The sequence below is a fragment of the uncultured Granulicatella sp. genome (assembly GCF_963515095.1).
Taxonomy (GTDB): Bacteria; Bacillota; Bacilli; order Lactobacillales; family Aerococcaceae; genus Granulicatella.
This window is the reverse complement of record NZ_CAUPXD010000028.1, coordinates 1-24,598: the sequence shown is the minus strand read 5'-3', so window position 1 is coordinate 24,598 and position 24,598 is coordinate 1. Positions and strand designations below refer to the sequence as shown.

Genomic DNA, 24,598 nt, shown 5'->3' with positions numbered 1-24,598 from the left:
AAATTAGGTATATAGGATAAGTTAGCATTTGTTGCACTTGACTTGACAATTCACGTTTATTTTGTGATATACTAAATTTGTTATATTAAGGAGGATGTAAAATGAAAAAAGTTAGAGGTTTAGTGCTATTAAGTACCGCTGCAACATTGTTTGCTCTTGGTTTAGAACAAAAAGCAGAAGCTCGTGTGTATTTTAAAAGTTGTAAAGAAGCTTGGGCGGCAGGTTATGGAAATATTGCTCGAGGTGAGGAAGGATATTCTGAACATTTAGATAGAGATCATGATGGTGTAGCATGTGAAATTAGTCGTTCTAAAGGTGCATATCGTTCTCATACAGCGGATGGAACACCATTAAATAAACAACAAACAGCTTCTTCGTCTGCGGCTGATACAAACGATTCTGAAGAAACAACAGCATCAGGATGGCAACAAAATGGTGGAAATTGGTCTTATTATGAAGATAATAGTGCAGTCACTGATTGGAAAAAGATTAACGGCACATGGTATTATTTTGACGGAAATGGTGTCATGACTACTAATTGGCAAAAAGTGAGCGGAGCTTGGTATTATATGGATAATAGCGGAGCAATGCAAACAGATTGGAAGAAAATTAGTAACGCTTGGTACTATTTTAATGCAGATGGCGTGATGCAAGAAAACCGTTGGGTGGGAGATTATTATTTAGGTTCATCTGGCGCAATGTTAGTGAATACTACAACACCAGATGGTTATCGTGTAGATGCCTCTGGAAAATGGATTCAAGATAAATAATGGACAATAGACTTTCTAAGGTAGTAAGGATGAGAGAATCATGAACATACTACAGTAGAAAGTCTTTTTTAGTGTTCTAATTTTGCATTTCTACAAAGGAGGTGGTACACTACCAAAAAGAGTACAAGTGTCAGAAAGGAGCTTTTTATGGGAAATTTAATTGCTTATGTACAGCAATACGAAGCTCAAACATTTCAAGAAAAATCAGTAACGGATATTGATATTTTAGTTTTAACAGAAATTGCCTATTTACCATTTGATGAAATTGTGTCTTCATCTTTTGAGGAAAAAGCTGCAATTTCACTTAACCAGTTAGGAAAAGAATTTGAAATAATCAAAGAAAAAGAACACGAAAATAATCCTTTTATGATTACGAAAGAAAGAATTCAATTACTAGATGTTGTATCTAAAAGTCAGCGCTATAAAGATATTAAAGTGTTCGGTTTTATGAATGATATTGATGATGAATTAACGAAACAATTTGCTGCGGTTTGTTATCAATGGGAAGAAGAAAGTCGATGGATTATTTTTAGAGGGACGGATGAAAGTTTAACAGGTTGGAAAGAAGACTTTATGATGACTTATTCTGACTTGATTCCTGCACAAACAGATGCGATAGAGTATTTAAGAAAACAAGCAGAGTTATTCGCAGGAAGTTTAAATATATCTGGACATTCTAAAGGAGGAAATCTTTCCTTATATGCAAGTGCCATGCAAGAAGAAGATATTCAATATCGAATACAGCAAATTTATTGTTGGGATGCTCCAGGGGTTCATCGTTCGATTTTAAATACTGAAGGATATCAAAGAGTCGTTTCAAAAGCAAAAAGATATATTCCTCAAGATTCGATAGTAGGTTTAATGTTAGAATCACAAGTTCCGTATCATATTATTGAAAGTCAGGGAAGTGGGATTTCTCAGCATAGTGCTTTAATGTGGAATATTGAAGATGATCATTTTGTTGAACTGACTGAATTAACGAAAAATAGCCAGTTAACGGATCAAACTTTTAAACAATGGACAGAAGTAGTTTCGGATGAAGATTTAAAACTCTTTTTTGATACATTTTTTGAATTATTTTTTGAAATGGGCGTAGAGACGGTTAATGATGTCTATTATAATTTTAGACTTTATATGCAGAAGTTTTTCGAAAAAGCCTATCAAATGGATACTGAAAAACGAGAAATCTTATTAAGAGTTGGTCGATTATTATTCCAAATTCGATATGAAATATGGAAAGATACGTTGTCTATTTCAGTAGAACTTCCAACTTTAACATTGCCGAGTGTAGAAGAATTAGTCGAAAGCTGGACAGGAGAACATCGAATTTCTGTGGCTTATCAGTCTACAGAAGAGAATGAAGAAATTCGACGCTATTATCAAGAACGACAAAAACAAAAGAAATTAGAAATGAAACAAGCCAAGCATCCCGAGTAGATGCTTGGCTTGTTTGTATGTTATTGTTCAACTTTTAAACTTAAAGCTACGCCCATTCCGCCACCAACGCATAGAGAGGCAATTCCTGTTTGTAATTGACGTTGTTGTAAAGTGTGAATTAATGTCACTACAATACGAGCACCTGAAGCCCCAATTGGATGACCTAATGCGATAGCACCTCCGTGAACATTGACTTTTTCAGGATTAATTTTTAAATCTTTAATGACTGCTAAACTTTGAGCAGCAAAAGCTTCGTTTAATTCAAATAAATCAACTTTATCTAATGGGATATGCGTTCTTTGAATCAATTTTTCAATGGCAGGAACTGGTCCAATTCCCATAATAGAAGGGTCGACTCCTGCTTCAGCATATCCTGTTAAAGTAGCTAAGATTGGTAAGTTTAACATATTAGCCACTTCTCTTGTTGTTAAAATTAAAGCAGCAGCTCCATCATTAATTCCTGAAGAATTTCCCGCTGTTACGACTCCATCTGTTTTAAAGACAGGTCTTAGAGCACTAAGAGATTCTACTGTTGTTTCTGGACGAATACTTTCATCTTTATCGATGATAACCATTTGTTTTGTTTTTTTGTTAGGAATTTCAATAGGTGTAATTTCTTTATCAAAAGCACCATTTTGTTGTGCTTGGTAAGCTTTTTGTTGAGATTGAGCTGCAAATTCATCTAATTGTTGACGAGTAAATCCATATTTTTCAACAAGATTTTCAGCAGTTATTCCCATTGCTTCATTTGAAAAGGCATCTGTTAAGCCATCATGGAATAAAGCATCAATCATGGTACAACTTCCATTTTTTGTAGCAAATCGATTTGGAAGTAGATGTGGTGCTAAAGACATATTTTCCATTCCGCCGGCTAATACGATTTTTGCATCTCCTAGGCGAATGGCTTGAGCTGCTAATAAAATGGATTTTAATCCAGAACCACAAATTTCATTTACCGTTAAAGCTGTACTAGTATGTGGTAATCCTGAATTTAGCGCCACTTGACGGGCAGGGTTTTGTCCAAGACCTGCTTGTAATACGTGTCCAAAAATGACCGTGTCGATTAAAGTTGGATCTATATTTCCTTTTTGAATGGCTGATTTTGCAGCAGCTGTACCTAAGTCAACAGCGCTGATAGAAGAGAATTGTCCTCCAAATTTTCCAATAGCTGTTCTAGTAGCACTAATAATAACAATATCGTTTGAATTCATATCATTCTCCTTAAAATTTCATTTACTTTCCTATTGTAATCGAAAGTTGCACAGAAACCTATTAAAATACTACATAAAAAAGTTAAAGATTTTTTAAAATTATGACTGAAAGTAGGGATAATCGTTGTAGCTTTGGTCATTTTTTGCTACTATGGTACGTGCAGACTATTAGGATAGATACTTATTAGATTAAGGGAGTTAGAAATGAATATCGGAATTGATAAAATTGGATTTTATACACCACCATTTGCTTTATCCATGGAGGAGTTAGCAGTAGAGCGTGGTGTAGAACCAGCAAAATATACAGTAGGAATTGGGCAAAGCACCATGGCAGTAGCTCCTGTGACTCAAGATATTGTCACAATGGGCGCAAATGCAGCGATTGGTATTTTAGATGAAGCAGATAAAGAAGCTATTGACATGATTCTTGTAGGAACAGAAACAGGAATTGACCAATCAAAATCTGCAGCAGTCTATATTCAAAAATTATTAGGATTATCGAATCGAGTTCGTAGTGTGGAATTAAAACATGCGTGCTATGGAGCAACGGCAGCATTGCAATTAGCAAAAGGGCATATCGCTTTGAATCCAGAATCAAAAGTATTAGTCATTGCAAGTGATATTGCAAAATACGGCTTGAAAAGTGGTGGAGAACCAACACAAGGAGCAGGGGCAGTGGCAATGATTGTTTCAGCTGAACCTCGTTTACTTCGTTTAGAAGATGAAGCTAGCTTATTTACAGATGATGTAATGGATTTTTGGCGTCCGAATTATGAAGCCTATCCAATGGTAGATGGAAAATTCTCGAATGAACAATACATTCGTTTCTTTGCAGAAGTTTGGAATGATTATGCAACACAAACTGGGGCTACTTTTGCTGATTTAGAAGCAATTTGCTTCCACTTACCATATACGAAAATGGGATTAAAAGCTTTCAAACCATTTTTAGAAGCATTACCAGAAGAAGAACAAGAACGATTAACGACTCGTTATCAAGAAAGTACAGCTTATAATCGTCATGTTGGAAATATTTATACAGGTTCATTATTTTTAAGTTTTATTTCTTTAATTGAAACAAGTTCTGTATTAGTTGCAGGAGACCGTATTGGATTCTTTAGTTATGGATCAGGAGCAGTTGGAGAATTTTTTGTTGGAGAATTAGTAGAAGGCTTTGAAAAACAATTACGAGTAGAAGCTCACCAACAATTATTAGAGAATCGTAAACAAGTAACTGTTGCAGAATACGAAGCATTATTTAGTCAAATGGTAGATGAAAGTGGCGAACAAACTTTCCAATTGGAAGATAAAAGTCCATTTATTCTTTCAGGAGTTCACCAACATCAAAGACAATATCAAAAACAATAATTTATACGCGAAAAGACATGGTTTCAATCCAGTCTTTTCTTTTTTTACGTTCTAGATTATGGTAGACTAAGATTATATGAAAAATGTAATAAGAGATTTTGCATGCAAGATAAGGAGGTTGAAGTATGGCAAAAATTTTAATCATTAATACGGGTGGAACCATCGCAATGAGCGAAGACCATTCTACTGGGAAAGTATCTCCTAATGGAGAAAATCCATTATTATCCAGTGCGCATTTATTTGATTTAATCGGAGATATTCATACAGAAGATTTATTTAATTTACCTTCTCCTCATATGCAAGAATTTCATATGATGCAATTAAGACAAAGAATTTTAACAGCTGTTGAAGAGGGATATACAGGAGTTGTCGTCACTCATGGAACAGATACCTTAGAAGAAACAGCGTATTTTCTAGAATTAACAACGAATGTATCCATCCCAATTGTGGTGACTGGTGCAATGAGATCAAGTAATGAAATCGGTTCGGATGGTCTAGCGAATTTACGGAGTTCCTTAATTGTCGCAGCTTCTCCAGAATCAAAGGATAAAGGAGTTGTAGTTGTCATGAATGATGAAGTTCATACAGCTACTTATGTGACAAAAACTCATACTACAAATGTTGCTACTTTCCAAACGCCCACTTTTGGACCCCTTGGATTAGTTTCCAAAAGTGAAGTGATTTATTTCCAACGTTTATTAAAGCAAGAATACTATCCAATTGAAGAAGTTCAAACGGGAGTATACTTATTAAAAGCTTATGCGGGAATGGATGGACTATTACTCGATGCGCTTTACGAACATCATGCAAAAGGTATAGTAATTGAAGCTCTAGGAGCGGGAAATTTACCACCAGCAACATTACCAGCCTTACAAAGATGTTTAGAAGCAGGGATTCCTATTGTATTAGTCTCAAGAGCCTTCAATGGTGTTACATATGATGTGTATGATTATTTAGGTGGAGGAAAGCAATTAAGACAGTCTGGTGTCATTTTTACAACAGGATTAAGTGGGCAAAAAGCTCGTATGAAATTAAGTGTTTTATTAAGTTCAGGGAAATCATTAGGAGAAATTGAAAAAGCATTTGCATGCTAGAAAGAAGGATTAGAAATGGTAACAAAAATCGGAAGACGTGTTCGTGAATATGAAGGGAAACCAATTATTTATGGATATCCATATGAAGATTTAGTCGCATGGTTTGAAGAACATGGAGAGAAAAAATTCAGAGCAGGACAATTATGGGACTGGTTATATCGTAAACGTGTAACAAGTTTTGAAGAAATGACAAACCTATCAAAAGATTTAATTGCAAAATTAAATGAAACTTTTACATTCCCAGTATTAAATGAAAAAATTAAGCAACAATCAACAGATGGTACTCGTAAGTTCTTATTTGAATTAGCAGATGGTTTATTAATTGAAACAGTATTAATGCCACAAGAATATGGTTTATCGATTTGTGTAACAACACAAGTAGGATGTAATATTGGTTGTACGTTCTGTGCCAGCGGTATTATTGCGAAACAACGTGACTTAGTATCAGGAGAAATTGTAGCGCAAGTCATGCATGTTCAACGTACATTAGATGAAGTAGCTCCTGGAGATCGTGTGAGCCACATTGTAGTAATGGGGATTGGGGAACCATTTGATAACTATGAGAATGTCATTAAGTTCTTAAAAGTAGTAAATTCAGATGCAGGTTTAGCGATTGGTGCACGTCATATTACAGTGTCTACAAGTGGACTTGCTCCTAAGATTTTAGATTTTGCTAAAGAAGGTTTGCAAGTTAACTTAGCGTTATCGCTACATGCTCCAGATAATGATACTCGTTCTAAAATTATGCGTATTAACCGTAAATACCCTATTGAAGTAGTTATGGAAGCTATTAATGAATATATTCGCACAACGAATCGTCGTGTAACGTTTGAATATATTATGTTGGATCATGTCAATGATTCTGTAGAACAAGCGCAACAATTAGCGGATTTATTAGCAGATAAGAAACGTTTATCGTATGTAAACTTGATTCCGTATAATAAAGTTCGTGAGCATGATCAATATGAACGTAGTAGTAAGGAGCGTGTAGTGGCTTTCTATGATGTATTGAAGAAAAATCATATTAACTGTGTGGTTCGTAAAGAATTCGGTCATGATATTGAAGCAGCGTGTGGACAATTACGTTCAAGCCAAATGAAGCGTGATCGTGACAGAAAACGTAAGACGGAAGAAGAAAAATAAAATATAAAAAAGTTCGTATAGACTTCCCTTTTATAGTAGCAAAAGGACGGCAGCAAACCTTCGGTTTCATGCCTAAACTTCGAGCCTGGGTCTCGAAGTTTCCAGTAATATCAGCCATGCTTGGCTGATATTACTACTGCTACTATGGGGAAGTCTTTCGGTTTTGAATGGTACTAACGAGAGTACGTTAAGAATGAAATTCCTTTTTTTAGTCGCAATAGAACGGTAGAAGTTACGCTATCACGATTTTCATGGTTAATAATACCGCTACTATGGGAAGTCTTTCGTTTATATTTTGACTAATAAATCACTAAAATAAATTCATTTACCCTCATCTTTTAAGTAGAGATGAGGGTGATTTTTTGTTGTTTTCTATAAAGAAATTAAACTTTACAACCTATAAAACGCTTTCAAAATTGTAACATTTCAAATTTACACGAACAAAAGTTAAAGAGAAATTTAAGGTAATGTTACAAAGAGATGACAAATGTAACGAAAAACATATGTTCGTATTGTTTTTTTGTAATCTAAATATCAAAAAAAGTCAATTTATTTAAAGAGCCTTAACAAATCACGTTAAATCAACATTTTGCAATTTTTTCATGTTACAGTAATTACATCAAAGAAAACCGCATTTTGCAATTTTTAGCGGTAGATTCTCGAAACGCAATGTTTTAGTAGAGAGTCGGAAAGGATGTTTATGAAATTTACATTAAAGAAGACGGTGTTGGCAACAATCGCAGTAGCTTTTCTAGGAATTTCAGGAATGACAACTTCAACAGCTAAGGCTGATGAATGGGTAGCACGTACTACAGACGAAGTAAAAGATGAAATTGTTCATAATGAAGAAGGAGTACAAGAGTACACAGTAAAATATGGTGATACATTATCTGTTATTGCTGAAGCGATGGATGTATCATTAGATGCTTTAATTCGTGTAAATGACGTTCAAAATGCTAACTTAATTTATGCAGGAACAATGATTAAGTTTTCTGCAGATAAACAAGAAGTAGTCGTGAAAACGGAAGAAGAAGAGCATACTTACAAAGTAGAAGATAATACAGAAGTTGTAGAAGTGAAAGCAGTAGAGCCAACTCCGCAAACAGTCACTTCACAAGAAGAAACTACTACAGCTTCATCAACAGAAGGTTACACATTAACGGTTGAAGCAACAGCGTATTCATACGCAGAGCCAGGATTATCAAATTACACAGCAGATGGGACAAACTTAGTGAATGACCCAATGGTAATTGCAGTAGATCCTCGAGTAATTCCTTTAGGAACTATGGTTGAAATTCCAGGATACGGAGTATTCCGTGCAGCCGATACAGGTGGAGCAATTGTTGGAAATAAAATTGATGTTCACTTCCCAACAGTAGCGCAAACTTATAATTTTGGTCGTCGTACAATTACGATTCGTATTTTAAAATAAGAATTCATAAAGAAGATTGGATGAAAATCCAGTCTTTTTTCGTTTATGGAAAAAATAGTAAGAATAGGAAATTATGAAAAAAATTAGAAAAAACTATTGTCTTTTTTTCAAAAGCTAGGAAATAAGTTGAAAATATGGTATATTGTGGGAAATGCAATATTTAGTAGTATGACAGGAGTGGAAAGAATGAAAAAAACTATGATGGGGATGTTAGCTGTAGCATCAACTTTAGCGTTAGCAGCGTGTTCAAATAATCAATCAGCTGTAGCGACTTCAAAAGCAGGTAATGTTACCCAAGAAGAGTTGTATAAAGCATTAAAAGCGACAGCAGGAGAACAAACATTACAACGATTAGTGTTACAAAAAGTTTTAGAAAATGATGCAAAAGATAAAAAAACTTTAGAAGAAGAAGCGAAAACAGAAGTTGCAAATCAAGTGAAACAATATGGCGGAGAAGATGCTTTAAAAGCAGTATTAGCTCGTAGTGGATTTACTTCAGTGGATGCTTACCGTGATACAGTTTACTTAAACAAATTAATTACTGCTGCAGTTAAAAAAGCTAATAAATTTAGTGATGAAGAAGTTCAAAAATACTATGATTCATGGGAACCAAAAGCAACAGCGCAACATATTTTAATTGGTGTCGCTCAAAATGCTTCTGATGAAGAAAAAGCAGAAGCAAAGAAAAAAGCTGAAGATATTATTAAACAATTAAAAGACGGTGCTGATTTTGATACATTAGCAAAAGAAAATTCAACAGATAAAAGTTCTGCTGAAAATGGTGGGAAAATTGGACCCTTTAAACGTTCTGACATGGTAAAAGAATTTGCTGATGCTGCGTATGGTCTAAAAGTAGGAGAAATTACAGAAGAACCAGTATTAACTCAATATGGATACCATGTGATTAAATTAGTAGATAAACCTGAAAAAGGTTCATTAAGCGATGTACGTTCTACATTAGAAGATGAATTATTAGCTGAAAAATTAAAAGATACAGCTACAATTCATTCAGTAGTTTCTTCATTAGTGAAAGATGCAGATGTGAAAATTACAGATGATACATTGAAAAATGCTTTGAAAGATTTTTCTGATAATACACCAAATGTAACAGAACAATCGCAAACAACAGGAAACTAGACATTCTATTAGGAGTAGGCTAAAAATCAAAAGAAGTATTTGATTTTTCCTACTCTTTTTTATACAATTCATCTTGACAATACGCAGAAAAATTGTAAAATTGAAAATAATTTAATAATTGTTTTCACGTTATCATTTTTTTGAAAAGTTATGAAACTAAGCAAGTGGAAAGGAAGGATACCATGAGGCATTCATGGAAATTAGTAGTTAGTCTATTGGCAATTGGTTTTATGGGCTGTGCGGATCGTACAGAAACATTTAATCAAGCGGATATGGTCAATGTTTCTAAAAATGGTGAATCAGCTGTGACAACAAAAGTTGAAGAAACAACAACAACTGTTTCAGCTACAAAGGAAGGAACGACTACTACCGAACTCAATGCATTAGCAAAAGAAGCGATTAAAGAGATTGAAACGAAAAAACAAGTCTTACTGGATAATCACTACACAATATTAGTTCAAGCTCAGACAAAAGATTCGATTGATATTCATATTCGCCATCAACAACAAGGCGGAACAAGTAGTTTCGGATTTTTCCGATTTACACAATCAACGAAAGTTTTAGAAGAGATGGACCCAGTAACGGGAGATTATAAGCCAGTAAAATAATTTTTAGGGAAGTGTTGTTATGACAAAAAAAGTAGACTTAGATTGGAATAATTTAGGCTTTAGTTATATTAAAACAGACTATCGTTATATTAGTTACTATAAAGATGGTGAGTGGGATAATGGAGCTTTAGTAGAAGATAATGTACTTCATATTAGTGAAGCATCAACAGCACTTCATTATGGACAACAAGCTTTTGAAGGATTGAAAGCCTATCGTTGTAAAGATGGTAGCATTAATTTATTCCGTCCAGACCAAAATGCGGCACGTTTTGCACGTTCTTGTACTCGTTTATTAATGCCAGAATTTCCTCAAGAACGTTTTGTTGAAGCGATTAAGGAAGTCGTTCGTGCAAATGAACATTGGATTCCACCATATGGAACAGGCGGAAGTTTATACATTCGTCCATTAATGATTGGGGTGGGCGACACAATCGGAGTAAGTCCAGCTCCAGAATATATTTTTACAATTTTCGTAATGCCAGTTGGAGCTTATTTCAAAGGTGGTTTAACACCAACTAGCTTCGTAGTAAGTGAATATGACCGTGCTGCTCCTGTAGGGACAGGTGCTGCAAAAGTTGGAGGAAACTATGCTGCTAGCTTATTACCTGGTAAAGAAGCTAAAAAACGTCAATTTAGTGACTGTATTTATTTAGATCCATTGACACATACTAAGATTGAAGAAGTTGGAGCTGCGAATTTCTTTGGAATTACGAAAGATAATCAATTCATCACTCCATATTCTCCATCAATTTTACCAAGTATTACAAAATACTCATTATTATGGTTAGCAGAACATCGTTTAGGAATGGTTGTTAAAGAAGCAGATGTATTCATTGATAAATTGGATGAATTTACAGAAGCTGGAGCTTGTGGTACAGCAGCGGTTATTTCACCAATTGCTGGAATTCAAAATGGAGAGGACTTCCATGTATTTTATTCAGAAACAGAAGTAGGACCAGTGACTCGTCGTTTATATGACGAATTAGTAGGAATTCAATATGGAAATGTAGAAGCTCCAGAAGGTTGGATTCAAAAAGTATAATAAAATGTAACGAAATAAAAATCCTGTCAGTAATGTTACCGACAGGATTTTTGGTTTTGAATGATTATCTTGCAAAGCCGACAGCTTTTTCCATTTTACGAAGCGTTTTAGAAGCAACAGCATTTGCTTTTTTAGCCCCTTCATCTAAAATTTCATCTAATTGTTTAGAGTTTAGTAATTCATAGTAACGTTCTTGGATTGGTTCCATCACTGCTACAATCGCTTCTGCTAAATCAGTTTTGAATGCTCCATATCCTGAATCTTTATAAGTTTCTACCAAATCTTCAATGCTACGATTTGAAAATGCGCTAAAGATTGTTAAAAGGTTCGAAATTCCTGGTTTTTCAGTTGGGTTGTATTCAATGACACCACTTGAATCTGTTATAGCGCTCTTGATTTTTTTACGAATCGTTGCTGGTTCATCTAACATACTAATGTATTCTTTCACATTAGCATCTGATTTACTCATTTTTTTCGTTGGTGTTTGTAAGCTCATAACACGTGCGCCAGCTTTTGGAATAAATGGTTCAGGCATTTTTAATAATTCGTTACCATTTCCATAGCGGCTGTTAAAACGAGCTACAAAGTCACGTGTTAATTCCATATGTTGTTTTTGGTCTTCTCCAACAGGAACAACTTCAGCATTGTATAAAACAATGTCTGCTACCATTAGAGGTGGATAAGTTAATAACCCTGCAGATACAGATTGTTGTTTTTGAGATTTATCTTTGTATTGTGTCATACGTTCTAATTCGCCAACACCAACATTACATTGTACAATCCATGCAGCTTGAGCATGTGCTGGGACTTCTGATTGAACGAAAATCGTAGATTTTTCAGGGTCTAGTCCAATGGCTAAGTATAACGCAGCAAGTGAACGAGTTTGTTCTTTTAATTTTTTAGGGTCTTGTGGTACCGTGATCGCATGTTGGTTTACGATACAGTATGTGCAGTCATATTCGTCTTGTAAGGCAACGAAGTTTTTCATCGCACCAATGTAGTTTCCAATCGTTGGAATCGCTGAAGGTTGTACTCCAGAGAAAATTTTCTTTTTAGTCATATGTATTCTCCTTTAAAATTCAATGAATTAGTCTTATTATACCGTATTTTTGAAAAATTTACACAAAAAAAATATGTTTTTGTTAGGCCAATCATAAGGTAAGCAAATGGAGTGCTCCTCGCAGAAAAAATCTGTTATCATATGCTTAGTTTTTAAATTTTTGATAGAAATAAAAGGAGGCACTTAAATATGCCGCAAAATCTTTTTAAAGAATTAGAACAATTAGAGCAAGTAGAAGCGATTGTTTTAGGAGGCTCTCGAGCAGGAGAGAATTATGATAAAGATTCTGATTATGATGTATATATCTATTTAACAGCACCTGTAAAGGAAGAACTTAGAAAAGAAATTCTTAGTAAGTACTGTTCCTATATGGAAATTGGGAATCAATTTTGGGAATTAGAGGATGATTGTGTTTTGAAAAATGGAGTAGAGATTGAATTGATTTATCGTTCATTAGATAGTTTTGATAAAGAGTTAAAAAATGTAATTTTTAATCATCAAGCTCAAAATTCTTACACGACATGTATGTGGTATAATGTAATGCACAGTAAAATTCTCTACGACAAAGACGGGCGCTATGCTCAGTTGAAGAGTAAGTATCAGTTACCTTATCCATCCGATTTAAAAAGGAATATTATTCAGAAACAAATGCTGTTACTAGAAAAGGGGATGCCAGCTTTTTCTAAACAAATTAAAAAAGCGATTAAACGTCAAGATTTATTAAGCATGAATCATCGAAGTAGCGAATTTTTTGCGTCTTATTTTGATTTATTGTTTGCACTTAATGAACAGCTTCACCCAGGAGAAAAACGAATGTTACAGTATGCTAAAGAGAGCTGTACTCATCTACCAAAAGATTTTGAAAAGAATATTCAAGCTTATTTTCAAGCTCTTTACCAACCTGGTAAGCAAGAAGAAGCGGTAAAAGCATTGAATACTCTATTAGTTCATCTTAGAACATTAGTTGAAGAGTGTGAATAGAAAATGAAGGAATCAGAAGATTGATTTCTTCATACTCTAGTATATTTTAGAAAGAATTCGTGGGAAAAATTTTTCCTTAAAAGGAATAGTGTGAAGCTGTAATAGTAGAAGATTATCGGAATATTCCTAAAATGTGAAAAAGGATATTGCTTGACAAATGTTAAGAAAAGATTAAAGCTTGAAATAATCGAATTTTAATGAAATCCCTGTAGAGAAACTTAAAAAAATAATTTGTGAAAAAATTAAATTTTTACGAAAAATGTATAGATTTTATTCTAAAAATAATATATAATATAAAGCGTGATGAGCCCATCTAAACTAGCTCATCGAGAAGGAGCGATTTATGGTTACATTATACACATCACCAAGTTGTACTTCATGCCGTAAAGCACGTGCATGGTTAGAAGAACACACTATCGCATATACTGAAAGAAATATTTTCTCTGAACCATTAACAATTGACGAAATTAAAAACATTTTACGCATGACGGAAGATGGTACAGAAGAGATTATTTCAACACGTTCAAAGGCATTCCAAGAATTAAATTTAATTTTAGATGAAGTTCCTTTGAATCAATTATTTGTTTTAATTCAAGAAAACCCAGGCTTATTACGCCGTCCAATTATGTTGGATGAAAAGAGATTCCAAGTAGGATATAACGAAGATGAAATTCGCCGTTTCTTGCCTCGTGAAGTAAGAGCTTTTGAATTAGAACAAGCACAAAGATTAGTGAATTTTTAAGAATGAAGGCACTGTAGAAATTTCTACAGTGTTTTTTATTTTATAAAAAATCCCTTTTCGCTTGAAAAGAATAGCATAAGAGGAGTATGATGTAGAATACAAAAGGAAAAGGAGATGAGTATATGTTTTTAACAAAAGACATGACTGATGAGTTCCGTCAAAAATTTCAATCTGACGGACAAAAGAAAGTTGCACAACATGCAACTGTGAAAAATGGGATTCACGCTTCTAGCCAAAATGTAGAAGCAATCGTGAAAAACCCGCCCGTTTATTCCATTGATTTGGAACATGGAAAGGTGGCAAACCAAAAACAATCTGGGAGATGTTGGATGTTTGCTGCGCTAAACACGTTCCGTCATAAAATCTTTAATGAGTTTAAGCTAGAGGAATTTGAACTTTCTCAAAGCTATACTTTTTTCTGGGATAAATATGAAAAGGCAAATTTCTTCCATGAGAATATTTTAAAAACGGCTCATGAACCAATTACAAGTCGTAATGTTGCCTTCTTACTTCAAACACCACAACAAGATGGTGGACAATGGGATATGATTGTTTCCATCTTTAATAAGTATGGTGTTGTACCTAAGGCAGTAATGCCAGAAAGTTTTAGTAGTTCAGCTTCAGGAGAGTTGAATAAATACTTAAACAAAAAACTTCGTGAAGATGCGAAGATTTTAAGAGATTTAGTAGCAGGGGGAGCTACTGAAGAAAAAATCTTGGAAGTTCGTAAACAATTGATGAAGGAAGTCTATGATTTACTTGCTATCAGTTTAGGAACTCCACCAGAAGTGTTTGATTTTTCTTATCGTGATAAAGATAAAGAATATCATCACTATGAAAATTTAACACCACAAACATTTTATAAACAGTTTGTAGGGTTAGATTTAGATCAATATGTATCAATTATTAATGCACCAACAGCAGACAAACCATACAATCACTCTTATACTGTTGAAATGTTAGGAAACGTTGTTGGAGGAACTCCTGTAAAATACTTAAATGTAGAAATGGATACTTTCAAGAAACTTGCGATTCAACAATTAGAACAAGGGGAATCGATTTGGTTTGGTTGTGATGTGGGTCAATTCTCAGGTCGTGATACTGGATTAATGGCAATGGATCATTATGATTTGAAAGGTTTATTGGGGTTAGATTTCAAACTTTCTAAAGCGGATCGCTTAGAATATGGAGAAAGTTTAATGACACATGCCATGGTATTAACTGGGGTTGATTTAGTAAATGGAAAACCAACTCGATGGAAAGTAGAAAATAGTTGGGGAGAAAAATCTGGGGTCAATGGATTCTGGATGATGTCAGATGAATGGATGGATGAATTTACGTATCAAATCGTGGTTCGTAAGGAGTTCTTAACGCCAGAGCAATTAGCAGCATTTGATTCTGAACCAATCGTATTAGCACCATGGGATCCGATGGGTTCGTTAGCCTGATATTATGTCGGAAAAGGCTTATTGTATGGTAGCGAAGGACGCAAGCAGCCTCGCTTTTGCGAGTCTCATTGCTAAAAATTGAGCCTTAGGTCTCAATTTTTCCTGCACTAGAATCCAGTGTGGATTCTAGTGCTAACGCTACTATAATAAGCCTTTTCCTTTTTTGCGTGTATGGATGAGAGACGTATAAAAATACGACTTGTCTGAAGTAGCAAATGGACGCCAGCAGCTTTGCTATGCGAGTCTCAAATTTTCTAAATGGTAGAAGTTATTTTTGCTTTAAAGCCCCGATATACTTCATAAATAGTAGAAAAAGTCATCCACCAAAAGTGGATGACCCGATTATCATCACATCAATTTTTCGTTAAGACGGCCAATTAACCTTTCTAGTTTTAGCAGTCTTAAATCGTTTCTTGTCAACAAGTTTCAGTTCTATTTCTCTACAGTTAGTAATTAAAGTGTCATTGATTTTAAGACTTCTTGGGAAGTATTGGTTTCCTTGTTCATGCGATAATTCAACGGTATAACTAATACCATTACTTAATTTGAAGACCACAAAATAAATATTATCTCTTCTAAAACGTCTGCCAACTTTTCTATTCAAAATACTATCCGTTGTATAGAATTTACATTCCATCACATGTAACATTTGATAAAGTAGTAATATTCCAACGATTTTGAATTTATTTTCGTTAAACCATCCATTATCAGCCTTATTTAGACGCTGCAATGTCCAATCATCCTTCAATCCTTCAAAAATACTCCCTGCATTATTAGTTGGTAAATTGACATGATGGTCTCTTGATAACCCTAATAGATGGGGAATAGAGGAATTTGGGACTGAGAGAACAATTTCAGGATAGTCTTCCATATTTGTCTGATAAATATATTTGTACTGAGAAACATATTTCTCAATAGTATTGGCTAAACAAGACATATCAACATTGAAAATATCAATCTCTCCATCAAAGGTCTCGAGCCATTCTAAAGTATATATCATTCTAATTTTCTCCTAAAAAAAGAGAAGGAAGCAGGCGCTTCCTTCTCTTTCACGTATTGAGTTTCACCTCACGCTAGATATGCCCTATCTATTCCTCAAGGGTAGGCAGTCCTGCTATTCTTTTTCTCAACAAACAGTTTGAACTGAGTACGGAGCCCACAGGCGGGTGCAGACCATATCCACTAGCCCACAAGCAATTTATAATCTTTATTTACTCTTAATATACGTGATAACTCCATATTTGTCAATCGAAAAACGCACCAAAATTTTGGCGTCACTACACGCTTTTTTGAGAGTCTCATTGCTAAAAATTGAGCCGGGTTTTCAATTTTTCATTTTTGTTGTGTTATGATTAGAGTGCGTACAAAAAGTACGACTTTTCTGAAGTAGCAAGTGGGGGATATGATGAAAAAAGTTTGGGAATCAAAGGATGGAAGTAAAACAAGAAAGATTACTCTTACGATTGAAAAAACTACATTGGAAGACAAATTAACATTTTTAGAATCTGTTGTAATTTTAGCTTTTGTATATTACTTATTTTTAGGTAGAGTTAGAAAGGTAGAAGTTTTTTTAGCTTCTGCCTTTTTTCTTTAGCATTTCAAAAATCCTAATAAAAATTTAACCATTTAGATACAAGAGTTTTTAGGGAGAATATGGTATGATAAGTGCGTTATGGAAGGGAGAGAAGATAGTGGAAGTGACAAGTATGTTTCAAACAGCATTAGAAAGTCAATGGCAGAAATTGCCAACGTATCGTTTGTTAGTCATAGGAGAATCTAGTGTTGGAAAAACAACGTTAATTCAATCTCTATTTGATTTAAAGAAAATTGAAAATATTCCACAATTCCAAGTGGATGAGTATTCGCTATTAGGAGAACTTCCAACGTCATTCGATTATGATGCTTGTATTTTTTGTCTGAAAGGTTCTAGCAATGAGTTTTCTCTTGAGACGAAAGAAACGTTATTGCAAATGGCTAATCATCTTCCAACGATTGTTACTTTAACACAGTCTATCGGAACTAAAGCTGAACAATTTCAAAGTCAATTAGTCGATTTATCTCTTCCGGTAAAAGGAATCATTAATGTCATGGCAAAGGCTTATCCGATTTATGAATCAGTGCACCTTCCAGCTTTTGGATTAGAAGAATTACTGGATTTATTATTAGAATGTGCAACAGTGATAAAATCAGAAACACTAGTGAGTATGCAAAAAATTGATGGTAAGAAAAAACTTCAATTGGCGAAACAGACAGTAGAACGGGAAATGAATACTGTTTTTCAAGCTTCTACTGATGCACGTCAAGTGTTCAGACAGATAGTCGAAATTTCAGGGAGAGCTTATGCATATTTTGGGAATCAAACTGAAGCTAATCGAGTGATGGAAGTGTTGGAAAATCTATATCAACGAAAGTCTCAATCGTATCAAGAATTATGCTTTGTCCACCAACAATCGCATTATTTAGTAATGATGCTTAGTGCGTGTTGTTATAGTGGAATTGAAATGATGGCATTATTATCGAAAAAAGATCATTCCTTTACCGTCCAAGAAAGTAGTATTTTATTAGAAACAAAAATCGCAAGTCGTATGAAGCAAGGAAAGCATAATGCTGAAGTTCAAGCGTTTATCGTAAAAAATGGATTAGAATTTGAAGAACAGACCGTCCAAAAACCAGTCGTTCATGTGCCGATGAAGAAGAAAAATATATTCCAACAAATGAAAAAACACTCTCGTCAGTTCGTGCACCATTCCTTAGATACCTTTAGTAAATGGGCGAGAAAATAAAATGGATAAAGCAATAGTGTTTTTAAGTAAAGTAGGATACAATAGAGAAGATAGATTTCTTTCATAAGAGAATTAGTATAGGAGGAAGAAATATGTTCAAAGATGTGAATGAACAAATTTTAAAATTAATTGAAAAAAATAGTCGCTTAACAATTGAAGAAATTGCGACTTTATTAGCCATTGAGCCAGATGAAGTTCAAAAAAGAATTCAAGAATTAGAAGACCAAAAAGTGATTTGTGGCTATCATACCTTAATTAACTGGGAAAAAACAGATGATGTGAATGTGTCTGCGATTATCGAATTAAAAGTAAATCCTCAACGAGGAATGGGATTTGACCGTATTGCAGAAAAAATTTATCACTTCCCTGAAGTAGAAGATTTATATTTAATGTCTGGTGGATATGATTTTATGGTGAAATTGAAAAAAGCACCAATGAGAGATATTGCTGCGTTTGTATCTAGTCGTTTATCTGTTATTGATGAAGTTCAATCTACGACAACTCATGTTGTATTAAAACAATATAAAGACCATGGCACAATGTTTGTTGGTAAGAGTGGAGATAAACGGATGGTGGTTACTCCATGATTGAATCATTATTAAGTCAAAAAGTAACAGGAATTAAACCTTCGGGGATTCGCCGTTTTTTTGATATTGCCAATGAATTAGAAGATGTTATCAGTTTAGGGGTAGGGGAACCAGATTTTGATACTCCTTGGCATGTAAGAGAAGAAGGGATTTATTCACTTCAAAAAGGAAGAACTTTTTATACAGCCAATGCCGGTTTGAAAGAATTACGTCAAGAAATTTGTCGTTATATCGAACGTAAACAAGGCGTTACTTATAATCCAATGACGGAGGCTCTTGTAACGATTGGAGGAAGTGAAGCCATTGACTTAGCCATGCGTGCTTTATTAAATCCAGGGGATGAAGTGATTTTCTGTGAACCTTGTTATGTGTCATATTTACCATGTATTGTGTTATCGAATGGAGTACCTGTAAGAATTCCTCTTAAGGAGGAAAACCAATTCCGTTTAACACCAGAAGAATTAGAAGCTGCGATTACTCCAAAAACAAAAGCAATCATCCTTTCTTTCCCAAATAATCCGACAGGAGCGGTTATGAGTCGTGAAGACTTAGAAGCGATTGCAAAAGTAATTTTGAAACATAATATTGTTGTGATTTCAGATGAAATTTATTCTGAATTAACGTATACAGGAAATCCTCATGTAAGTATTGTGGAAATTGAAGGGATGAAAGAAAGAACCGTTTTAATCAATGGGTTCTCGAAAGCTTTTGCGATGACTGGATGGAGAATGGGATATGCTCTAGCTCCTGAAGTATTGATGAAACAAATGATTAAAATTCATCAATTCACCATTATGGCAGCACCAACGACAAGTCAATATGCAGGAATTGATGCATTGAAAAATTGCGATGATGATGTGATTGAAATGCGAGAAAGTTATAATCAACGCAGACGCTACTTGTTGAAAAAAATGGAAGAATTAGACATTCCATGTTTTGAACCATTTGGAGCTTTCTACATCTTTCCAAATATTTCTCAATTTGGAATGACTTCTGAAGAATTTGCTACGAAATTAGTGCAAGAAGAGCGAGTAGCCGTTGTTCCAGGATCTGCTTTTGGTGAAAGTGGAGAAGGATTTGTACGAATTTCTTATGCCTACTCATTAGATAGTTTGAAAAAAGCCATTGAACGTTTAGAACGCTTTGTTCATAAATTAAGAGACGGTCAAATTTCATAACATAAAACTCCTGTCACAACGAATTGACAGGAGTTTTTGATTATTACAATTATTCTTGATTGAAAATGCCTATTGATAGGTAACGTTCACCAGTGTCTGGTAGAAGCGCTACAACAGTTTTTCCTTTGCCAAGTCTTTTAGCAACACGTAATGCAGCAGCAACTGCAGCACCTGATGAAATTCCTGTTAGAATTCCTTCGGTAGCAGCTAATTTTTTAGCTGTTTCAATGGCTAATTCACTTGGGATTAATTCGAAATCATCGATAATGTCTTTGTCTAAGATAGTTGGTAAGAATCCAGCGGAAATTCCTTGGATACGGTGTTTTCCTTTTTGTCCTTTTGAGATAAATGGAGCTTCTTCAGGTTCTACACCAATAATTTGAACAGCAGCATTTTTTTCTTTTAAGGCACGACCAACACCTGTAATAGTACCACCTGTTCCGATTCCGGCAACAAATGCATCAGGTGTTTCACCATCGAAGGCTTGAATAATTTCTTGACCAGTTGTTTGATAGTGAATGCTTGGATTAGCTGGGTTATCAAATTGTTTTGCCCAGAAATAACCAGGTTGTTGTGCTAATTCTTCTGCTTTTTGAACGGCAGCTCCGAAACCGTCAACAGCAGGTGTTAATAGTACTTCTGTACCATAGGCTGCCATTAATTGACGACGTTCGATAGACATTGAGTCTGGCATAATTGTAATGACTTTATAGCCTTTAGCTGCTCCAACTAGGGATAAGCCGACACCAGTATTTCCAGAAGTTGCTTCGATAATGGTATCTCCTGGTTTTAGCTGACCTTCTCTTTCAGCAGTTTCAATAATATTCAGTGCGATACGGTCTTTTACAGAACCACCAGCGTTAAAAGCTTCCACTTTCACGTAAATATCTGCACTATCTGCATCTGTTAAACGATTTAGTTTAACAAGGGGTGTATTACCGATTAATTCAGTAATATGGTTTACTCTTTTTGACATAAGAATACCTCCAAAATATTTATTGGGCAACTTTGAAGGGCTGCTTAAGGGGTATTTTAGACCTGTATTTTGACAAAAACAAGAGATTTGCTTGAAAAAATTAAAAGAAAGGGGTGTTTTTATGAAAAAATATCCGAAAACAATGGGAAAGATTCGAGAACTCATGAATAATGGTGTTTATCCAGGATTTAGTGTAGCATTTATTGAAGGTGAAGAAGTAGAAAAGATAGTAGAAGGGACTCTTACAAAAGAATCGGACGCTAAACTGGTCGAAGATGGATTATTTTATGACTTGGCATCTGTTACAAAAGCATTCGTAACGAGTACTTTACTTGTAAAAATGGTTGAAAAACGGGAAATAAATTTGGATGAATCGATTACCAAATGGTTCCCGAATGCTGATGAGAGAGTTACGCTTCGTCATTTAATTACGCATACTTCAGGTTTATGGGGATATATTGAAAATCGTAATGAACTAGCGCCGGAGGAGTTAATTGAAGCTTTAGCCAGTTTACCTGTAACAGAGACATTTCACCATACAGTAAAATATACGGATACAGGGTTTGTTTTAGCAGGAATTATTTTGGAAAAAGAATTTGGCAAACCGATAGCGGATTTATTTGACGAAAGAATTGCTCGTCCGTTAAAACTAACAGCAACTTATGGGCCAGTGCCAAGTGAAGGTTGTGTACCTACAGCTTTTGAAGAAAGACGAGGTAGATTACTGCAAGGAGAAGTACACGATCCAAAAGCGAGCATTTTACAAAGAAGATGTGGAAGTGCTGGACTATTTGCCACATTGGATGATTGTATTACGTTAGTACAATTGTATTTACATGATGGAAAGTTGGGAGACTTTGAATATTGTAGTGCAGTGATGATGCAAAGTTTATTGAAGGACTGGACGCCCACAAGACAAGCGGGGCGTTCTCTTGGATGGGATATGGACCAAGTGGACGAACAAATTTGGTTAAGACATACTGGATTTACGGGAACAACGGTGTTGATGAATTTAACAACGAAGCAAGGGATGGTAATGTTGACGAACCGCATCCATCAATATGAAGATACGCCGTCTTATAATCGATTACGAGAAGAATTGATTCAGCTTTATGAACGGGAAGCGTAGTACAATTAGACTTCTTGATATGGTAGCGAAGGACGCCAGCAGCTTCGCTAAAGCGAATCTCGTGCTACCATAAGAAGTCTTTTGTGCTTTAGTGAGAGTTTATGAGAGTGCGTATGGAACGGTTAAAAAATCAATGGTAAGTAGACTTCTTATAGCTTTTGTAGGTAAAGGCTGTAAGGAGTCTTATTTATATTTAAAAATGCAGATAAATGAATTTTTACATTTAAATTTCCTTATTTATATAATTCATTAAATAAAACTATTCGTAAAAAGTTTTTTCTGCTGTGATTCGGAAAACTAATCAGATTAATTCTTTTTTATAAAGTTTTATTCCGTGAAAAATATTTGAATTTTTGGAGAAAAATGTTAAAAATAACACGATTATTAGTATACTTTTTATGTAGCTTTTAGTATAATCTATGATGGTATAAAATCTATAAAGTAAGGAGAAATCTATGAGAAGAAGAAAAGAAAATATGTGGAACCAAGCGCAACGGTTCTCTATTCGTAAATTTTCATTCGGTGTAACTTCAGTGTTATTGGGAACGGTATTTTTGGCGAATACTGCCATGGCTGATGAAGTAAGTGGAATATCGAATGATAGTCAACCAAAAACGGCTGACACAAGAGACGGTGAACTAATCAATCCAGCACAACCGGTTCAACCAACGCAACCAGCTGAACAACCAGTACAACCGACACAACCAGTTGTGCAACCTGAATTAGATCAACCAACTGAAAAAGTTGAAAAAACAGTAGAAGTTAAAAAAGACCAATTAACAGAACTTGTAAGTGATTTATTAACATTACTAGGAAATATCAATCGTGATAAAGTTTCAAAAACAAGTTTGTTGGAATATGAAAGTGTATTATCTAAAGCACAAGAAGTTCTACAAAACGAATCAGCTACTCAACTTGAAGTGGATGCTCAAGTAAGAAAAGTAAGAAGCGCCATTTCAATTGCGAAGTCTTTTCCAAAAGTAAAATCGACTACAGAGGAAAATATCGTTCCTAAAACAGGGAATGATGAAACGTTAGTAACTCCTAAGACTGAAACAGAGATTAAACACTCTCTTGAAACGGTAAAAGAGGATTTGCAAAAATACGTGAAGAAATCAGAAATTACAACTGATAAACCAAACGTAACAGCAGCAGAAGAAATTCTAGAAAATATTTCAAAACAATTAGAAAATACTACGTTAACATCAAAAGAATTAACAGCACTGTTGGAACAAGCAAAGACAGTTAGAAATTCATTAGTGAATGAAGAATTGCGTGCAACTTCAGGGTCTCATGACTTACGTAATAATCGAAGTATGGGTGAAGGAGCTGGATTTAGAGCAACTACGACTGATGAGGGTCGAGTTGAAGGTGCGTTAATTAACGTAAAAGAGTATATATCAGAGGAAAAATTTGGTGGTGGTGGAGTATCTGATGGCCAACGTACCCGAACAATTGATAAAACATTCATGACGGCAAAATATAGCCAAGAAGATGGTAAGAAATATATTACTTATGATGTTTACTTCCAAAATGATGGTAAAGCTTTGAGTGGAGCTACTGGAAATGCATTTTGGTTCTACCCACCTCGTGATCTTTTGTATTCAGGAGGTAGTTATCCTGTAGGAGTTGTTTCTGATGTTTACTATGAACGTTATCAAAATAATGCAGGAACAGGAAGACTTTCTGATAATCCTAATAATTTTACTAGAGTAGGTGATAGATATACAGTCCCATTGGGGAGATTGGCAAGTAATAGTTATCAGGATTCAGGCTCACAAGCACTATGGGGTGCTGCAGGTGGACTTTTTCAGATGAGTGGTGGTCCAACCAGAGATGATCAGAGACAACAAATGTTGAAATCATTGAAAGATAATGAGGAGCTAAATCGTATTATTAAAAACCCTGATGGGTCTTATCCTCGTGCGTCTTATTCTCATCTGTTAACTGTATCACCTCGTCAAGATTATGCTTATAAATTTCATATTAAGGTTCGTTTGAAAGATAATGTTACGGATGCACAAGCCCAAAAAGCAGGTACTATGGCTGTAACCGCTAAAGAAGGAAAAGCTTTCAATGCGCTTCAGGCATATGTGTATGCTGCTACTGGAACGAAATTGGAAAGTAGACCAGATAAGCAATTATATCCTATAAAAGGTAAAGAAGTTACAAAAACAGTAGGGGATTCTCTTGGAGATGTAAGTAATCCTGTAGCATCAGATTTTGTAGTTCGAAATGATGATACTAAAAACTTCCCTGAGGGAATGCGTTGGAATTGGACAAATGGACAACCGAGTACAAGTACTGCAGGAATATTTAAGTATAATGTTACTGCAACATATTCTGATCATTCATCAAATTCGGCAACTGCAACACTAAAAGTTATACCTAAAACACCTGTAATTGAGCAAAGTTCAGTTAATGAAAAAGCAGGGGAAACAGGACAAAATGTAGTTGTAACTGTACAAGATGGAG

General features: G+C 34.9%; 22 protein-coding genes. 18 read left to right on the top strand and 4 right to left on the bottom strand.

Annotated elements, in window-relative coordinates; translation table 11 throughout:
* The first annotated feature begins 101 nt into the window (after nucleotides 1–101).
* Both RWL86_RS06700 and RWL86_RS06695 read left to right on the top strand, forming a co-directional pair.
* Nucleotides 102–770 (top strand): excalibur calcium-binding domain-containing protein, encoded by a 669-nt coding sequence (locus RWL86_RS06700; RefSeq protein WP_314078190.1) that lies wholly within the window; start codon nucleotides 102–104, stop codon nucleotides 768–770.
* Between the two features lie 147 nt (nucleotides 771–917).
* Nucleotides 918–2,207: an Mbeg1-like protein gene (locus RWL86_RS06695; protein WP_314078187.1), complete on the top strand. Its 1,290-nt coding sequence runs from the start codon at nucleotides 918–920 to the stop codon at nucleotides 2,205–2,207.
* A 20-nt stretch (nucleotides 2,208–2,227) separates the two neighbouring features.
* Here the strand turns inward: RWL86_RS06695 and RWL86_RS06690 are convergent, their stop codons facing one another.
* The gene (locus RWL86_RS06690) at nucleotides 2,228–3,418 is read right to left on the bottom strand and encodes an acetyl-CoA C-acetyltransferase (RefSeq protein ID WP_314078185.1); all 1,191 of its coding nucleotides are present in this window, start codon (nucleotides 3,416–3,418) and stop codon (nucleotides 2,228–2,230) included.
* Nucleotides 3,419–3,622: 204 nt separating this feature from the next.
* On the opposite strand from RWL86_RS06690, the gene RWL86_RS06685 reads away from it, so the two are divergent.
* From RWL86_RS06685 to RWL86_RS06655, 7 genes are all read left to right on the top strand, one after another.
* A complete protein-coding gene (locus RWL86_RS06685; RefSeq protein WP_314078182.1) occupies nucleotides 3,623–4,783 on the top strand; it encodes a hydroxymethylglutaryl-CoA synthase in 1,161 nt (386 codons plus the stop codon).
* A gap of 125 nt (nucleotides 4,784–4,908) precedes the next feature.
* Nucleotides 4,909–5,877 carry an asparaginase gene (locus RWL86_RS06680; RefSeq protein WP_314078181.1) on the top strand — a complete coding sequence of 323 codons (969 nt, stop codon included), beginning with the start codon at nucleotides 4,909–4,911 and terminating at the stop codon, nucleotides 5,875–5,877.
* Between the two features lie 15 nt (nucleotides 5,878–5,892).
* Nucleotides 5,893–7,020, top strand: coding sequence for a 23S rRNA (adenine(2503)-C(2))-methyltransferase RlmN (gene rlmN / locus RWL86_RS06675; protein WP_314078178.1), 1,128 nt, complete (start codon nucleotides 5,893–5,895; stop codon nucleotides 7,018–7,020).
* Nucleotides 7,021–7,720: 700 nt separating this feature from the next.
* Nucleotides 7,721–8,452: a 3D domain-containing protein gene (locus tag RWL86_RS06670; RefSeq protein ID WP_314078177.1), complete on the top strand. Its 732-nt coding sequence runs from the start codon at nucleotides 7,721–7,723 to the stop codon at nucleotides 8,450–8,452.
* Between the two features lie 186 nt (nucleotides 8,453–8,638).
* Nucleotides 8,639–9,589, top strand: coding sequence for a peptidylprolyl isomerase (locus tag RWL86_RS06665; protein WP_314078175.1), 951 nt, complete (start codon nucleotides 8,639–8,641; stop codon nucleotides 9,587–9,589).
* Nucleotides 9,590–9,771: 182 nt separating this feature from the next.
* The gene (locus RWL86_RS06660) at nucleotides 9,772–10,197 is read left to right on the top strand and encodes a hypothetical protein (protein ID WP_314078173.1); all 426 of its coding nucleotides are present in this window, start codon (nucleotides 9,772–9,774) and stop codon (nucleotides 10,195–10,197) included.
* Nucleotides 10,198–10,216: 19 nt separating this feature from the next.
* The gene (locus tag RWL86_RS06655) at nucleotides 10,217–11,239 is read left to right on the top strand and encodes a branched-chain amino acid aminotransferase (protein WP_314078170.1); all 1,023 of its coding nucleotides are present in this window, start codon (nucleotides 10,217–10,219) and stop codon (nucleotides 11,237–11,239) included.
* 64 nt (nucleotides 11,240–11,303) lie between these two features.
* Here the strand turns inward: RWL86_RS06655 and trpS are convergent, their stop codons facing one another.
* The gene (gene trpS, locus RWL86_RS06650; RefSeq protein WP_314078167.1) at nucleotides 11,304–12,299 is read right to left on the bottom strand and encodes a tryptophan--tRNA ligase; all 996 of its coding nucleotides are present in this window, start codon (nucleotides 12,297–12,299) and stop codon (nucleotides 11,304–11,306) included.
* A gap of 189 nt (nucleotides 12,300–12,488) precedes the next feature.
* On the opposite strand from trpS, the gene RWL86_RS06645 reads away from it, so the two are divergent.
* The 3 genes from RWL86_RS06645 (at nucleotide 12,489) to RWL86_RS06635 (ending at nucleotide 15,470) form a co-directional block, all read left to right on the top strand.
* On the top strand, nucleotides 12,489–13,280 hold the full coding sequence (locus RWL86_RS06645) for a nucleotidyltransferase domain-containing protein (RefSeq protein WP_314078165.1): 792 nt from the start codon (nucleotides 12,489–12,491) through the stop codon (nucleotides 13,278–13,280).
* 343 nt (nucleotides 13,281–13,623) lie between these two features.
* Nucleotides 13,624–14,022, top strand: a complete 399-nt coding sequence (gene spxA / locus RWL86_RS06640) for a transcriptional regulator SpxA (RefSeq protein ID WP_314078162.1) — start codon at nucleotides 13,624–13,626, stop codon at nucleotides 14,020–14,022.
* Nucleotides 14,023–14,144: 122 nt separating this feature from the next.
* Nucleotides 14,145–15,470, top strand: coding sequence for a C1 family peptidase (locus RWL86_RS06635; protein WP_314078160.1), 1,326 nt, complete (start codon nucleotides 14,145–14,147; stop codon nucleotides 15,468–15,470).
* A 364-nt stretch (nucleotides 15,471–15,834) separates the two neighbouring features.
* Here the strand turns inward: RWL86_RS06635 and RWL86_RS06630 are convergent, their stop codons facing one another.
* Nucleotides 15,835–16,470 (bottom strand): hypothetical protein, encoded by a 636-nt coding sequence (locus RWL86_RS06630; RefSeq protein WP_314078158.1) that lies wholly within the window; start codon nucleotides 16,468–16,470, stop codon nucleotides 15,835–15,837.
* A gap of 402 nt (nucleotides 16,471–16,872) precedes the next feature.
* Here RWL86_RS06630 and RWL86_RS06625 point away from each other — a divergent pair, with 402 nt between their 5' ends.
* From RWL86_RS06625 to RWL86_RS06610, 4 genes are all read left to right on the top strand, one after another.
* A complete protein-coding gene (locus tag RWL86_RS06625; protein WP_314078156.1) occupies nucleotides 16,873–17,064 on the top strand; it encodes a hypothetical protein in 192 nt (63 codons plus the stop codon).
* 64 nt (nucleotides 17,065–17,128) lie between these two features.
* Nucleotides 17,129–18,253, top strand: a complete 1,125-nt coding sequence (locus RWL86_RS06620) for a hypothetical protein (RefSeq protein ID WP_314078154.1) — start codon at nucleotides 17,129–17,131, stop codon at nucleotides 18,251–18,253.
* Nucleotides 18,254–18,345: 92 nt separating this feature from the next.
* The gene (locus RWL86_RS06615) at nucleotides 18,346–18,840 is read left to right on the top strand and encodes an Lrp/AsnC family transcriptional regulator (protein ID WP_314078153.1); all 495 of its coding nucleotides are present in this window, start codon (nucleotides 18,346–18,348) and stop codon (nucleotides 18,838–18,840) included.
* Entirely contained in the window at nucleotides 18,837–20,018 is a 1,182-nt protein-coding gene (locus tag RWL86_RS06610; protein WP_314078150.1) for an aminotransferase class I/II-fold pyridoxal phosphate-dependent enzyme, read from the top strand. Before RWL86_RS06615 ends, RWL86_RS06610 begins: the two co-directional genes overlap by 4 nt.
* Before the next feature lie 49 nt (nucleotides 20,019–20,067).
* On the opposite strand, the gene cysK is transcribed toward RWL86_RS06610, so the two are convergent.
* The gene (gene cysK, locus RWL86_RS06605; protein WP_314078147.1) at nucleotides 20,068–20,994 is read right to left on the bottom strand and encodes a cysteine synthase A; all 927 of its coding nucleotides are present in this window, start codon (nucleotides 20,992–20,994) and stop codon (nucleotides 20,068–20,070) included.
* A 121-nt stretch (nucleotides 20,995–21,115) separates the two neighbouring features.
* Here cysK and RWL86_RS06600 point away from each other — a divergent pair, with 121 nt between their 5' ends.
* Nucleotides 21,116–22,123: a serine hydrolase domain-containing protein gene (locus RWL86_RS06600; protein ID WP_314078145.1), complete on the top strand. Its 1,008-nt coding sequence runs from the start codon at nucleotides 21,116–21,118 to the stop codon at nucleotides 22,121–22,123.
* Between the two features lie 455 nt (nucleotides 22,124–22,578).
* Nucleotides 22,579–24,598: YSIRK-type signal peptide-containing protein (locus RWL86_RS06595; protein ID WP_314078144.1), on the top strand; the 2,020-nt coding region annotated here is incomplete at its 3' end.

Coding starts and splice junctions, on each gene's coding strand:
- RWL86_RS06615 (WP_314078153.1), top strand. CDS start 18,346: ATGTTCAAAGATGTGAATGAACAAATTTTAAAATTAATTGAAAAAAAT.
- RWL86_RS06620 (WP_314078154.1), top strand. CDS start 17,129: ATGATAAGTGCGTTATGGAAGGGAGAGAAGATAGTGGAAGTGACAAGT.
- RWL86_RS06600 (WP_314078145.1), top strand. CDS start 21,116: ATGAAAAAATATCCGAAAACAATGGGAAAGATTCGAGAACTCATGAAT.
- RWL86_RS06700 (WP_314078190.1), top strand. CDS start 102: ATGAAAAAAGTTAGAGGTTTAGTGCTATTAAGTACCGCTGCAACATTG.
- RWL86_RS06610 (WP_314078150.1), top strand. CDS start 18,837: ATGATTGAATCATTATTAAGTCAAAAAGTAACAGGAATTAAACCTTCG.
- cysK (WP_314078147.1), bottom strand. CDS start 20,994: ATGTCAAAAAGAGTAAACCATATTACTGAATTAATCGGTAATACACCC.
- trpS (WP_314078167.1), bottom strand. CDS start 12,299: ATGACTAAAAAGAAAATTTTCTCTGGAGTACAACCTTCAGCGATTCCA.
- rlmN (WP_314078178.1), top strand. CDS start 5,893: ATGGTAACAAAAATCGGAAGACGTGTTCGTGAATATGAAGGGAAACCA.
- RWL86_RS06695 (WP_314078187.1), top strand. CDS start 918: ATGGGAAATTTAATTGCTTATGTACAGCAATACGAAGCTCAAACATTT.
- RWL86_RS06625 (WP_314078156.1), top strand. CDS start 16,873: ATGATGAAAAAAGTTTGGGAATCAAAGGATGGAAGTAAAACAAGAAAG.
- RWL86_RS06665 (WP_314078175.1), top strand. CDS start 8,639: ATGAAAAAAACTATGATGGGGATGTTAGCTGTAGCATCAACTTTAGCG.
- RWL86_RS06670 (WP_314078177.1), top strand. CDS start 7,721: ATGAAATTTACATTAAAGAAGACGGTGTTGGCAACAATCGCAGTAGCT.
- RWL86_RS06645 (WP_314078165.1), top strand. CDS start 12,489: ATGCCGCAAAATCTTTTTAAAGAATTAGAACAATTAGAGCAAGTAGAA.
- RWL86_RS06680 (WP_314078181.1), top strand. CDS start 4,909: ATGGCAAAAATTTTAATCATTAATACGGGTGGAACCATCGCAATGAGC.
- RWL86_RS06655 (WP_314078170.1), top strand. CDS start 10,217: ATGACAAAAAAAGTAGACTTAGATTGGAATAATTTAGGCTTTAGTTAT.
- spxA (WP_314078162.1), top strand. CDS start 13,624: ATGGTTACATTATACACATCACCAAGTTGTACTTCATGCCGTAAAGCA.
- RWL86_RS06685 (WP_314078182.1), top strand. CDS start 3,623: ATGAATATCGGAATTGATAAAATTGGATTTTATACACCACCATTTGCT.
- RWL86_RS06660 (WP_314078173.1), top strand. CDS start 9,772: ATGAGGCATTCATGGAAATTAGTAGTTAGTCTATTGGCAATTGGTTTT.
- RWL86_RS06630 (WP_314078158.1), bottom strand. CDS start 16,470: ATGATATATACTTTAGAATGGCTCGAGACCTTTGATGGAGAGATTGAT.
- RWL86_RS06690 (WP_314078185.1), bottom strand. CDS start 3,418: ATGAATTCAAACGATATTGTTATTATTAGTGCTACTAGAACAGCTATT.
- RWL86_RS06635 (WP_314078160.1), top strand. CDS start 14,145: ATGTTTTTAACAAAAGACATGACTGATGAGTTCCGTCAAAAATTTCAA.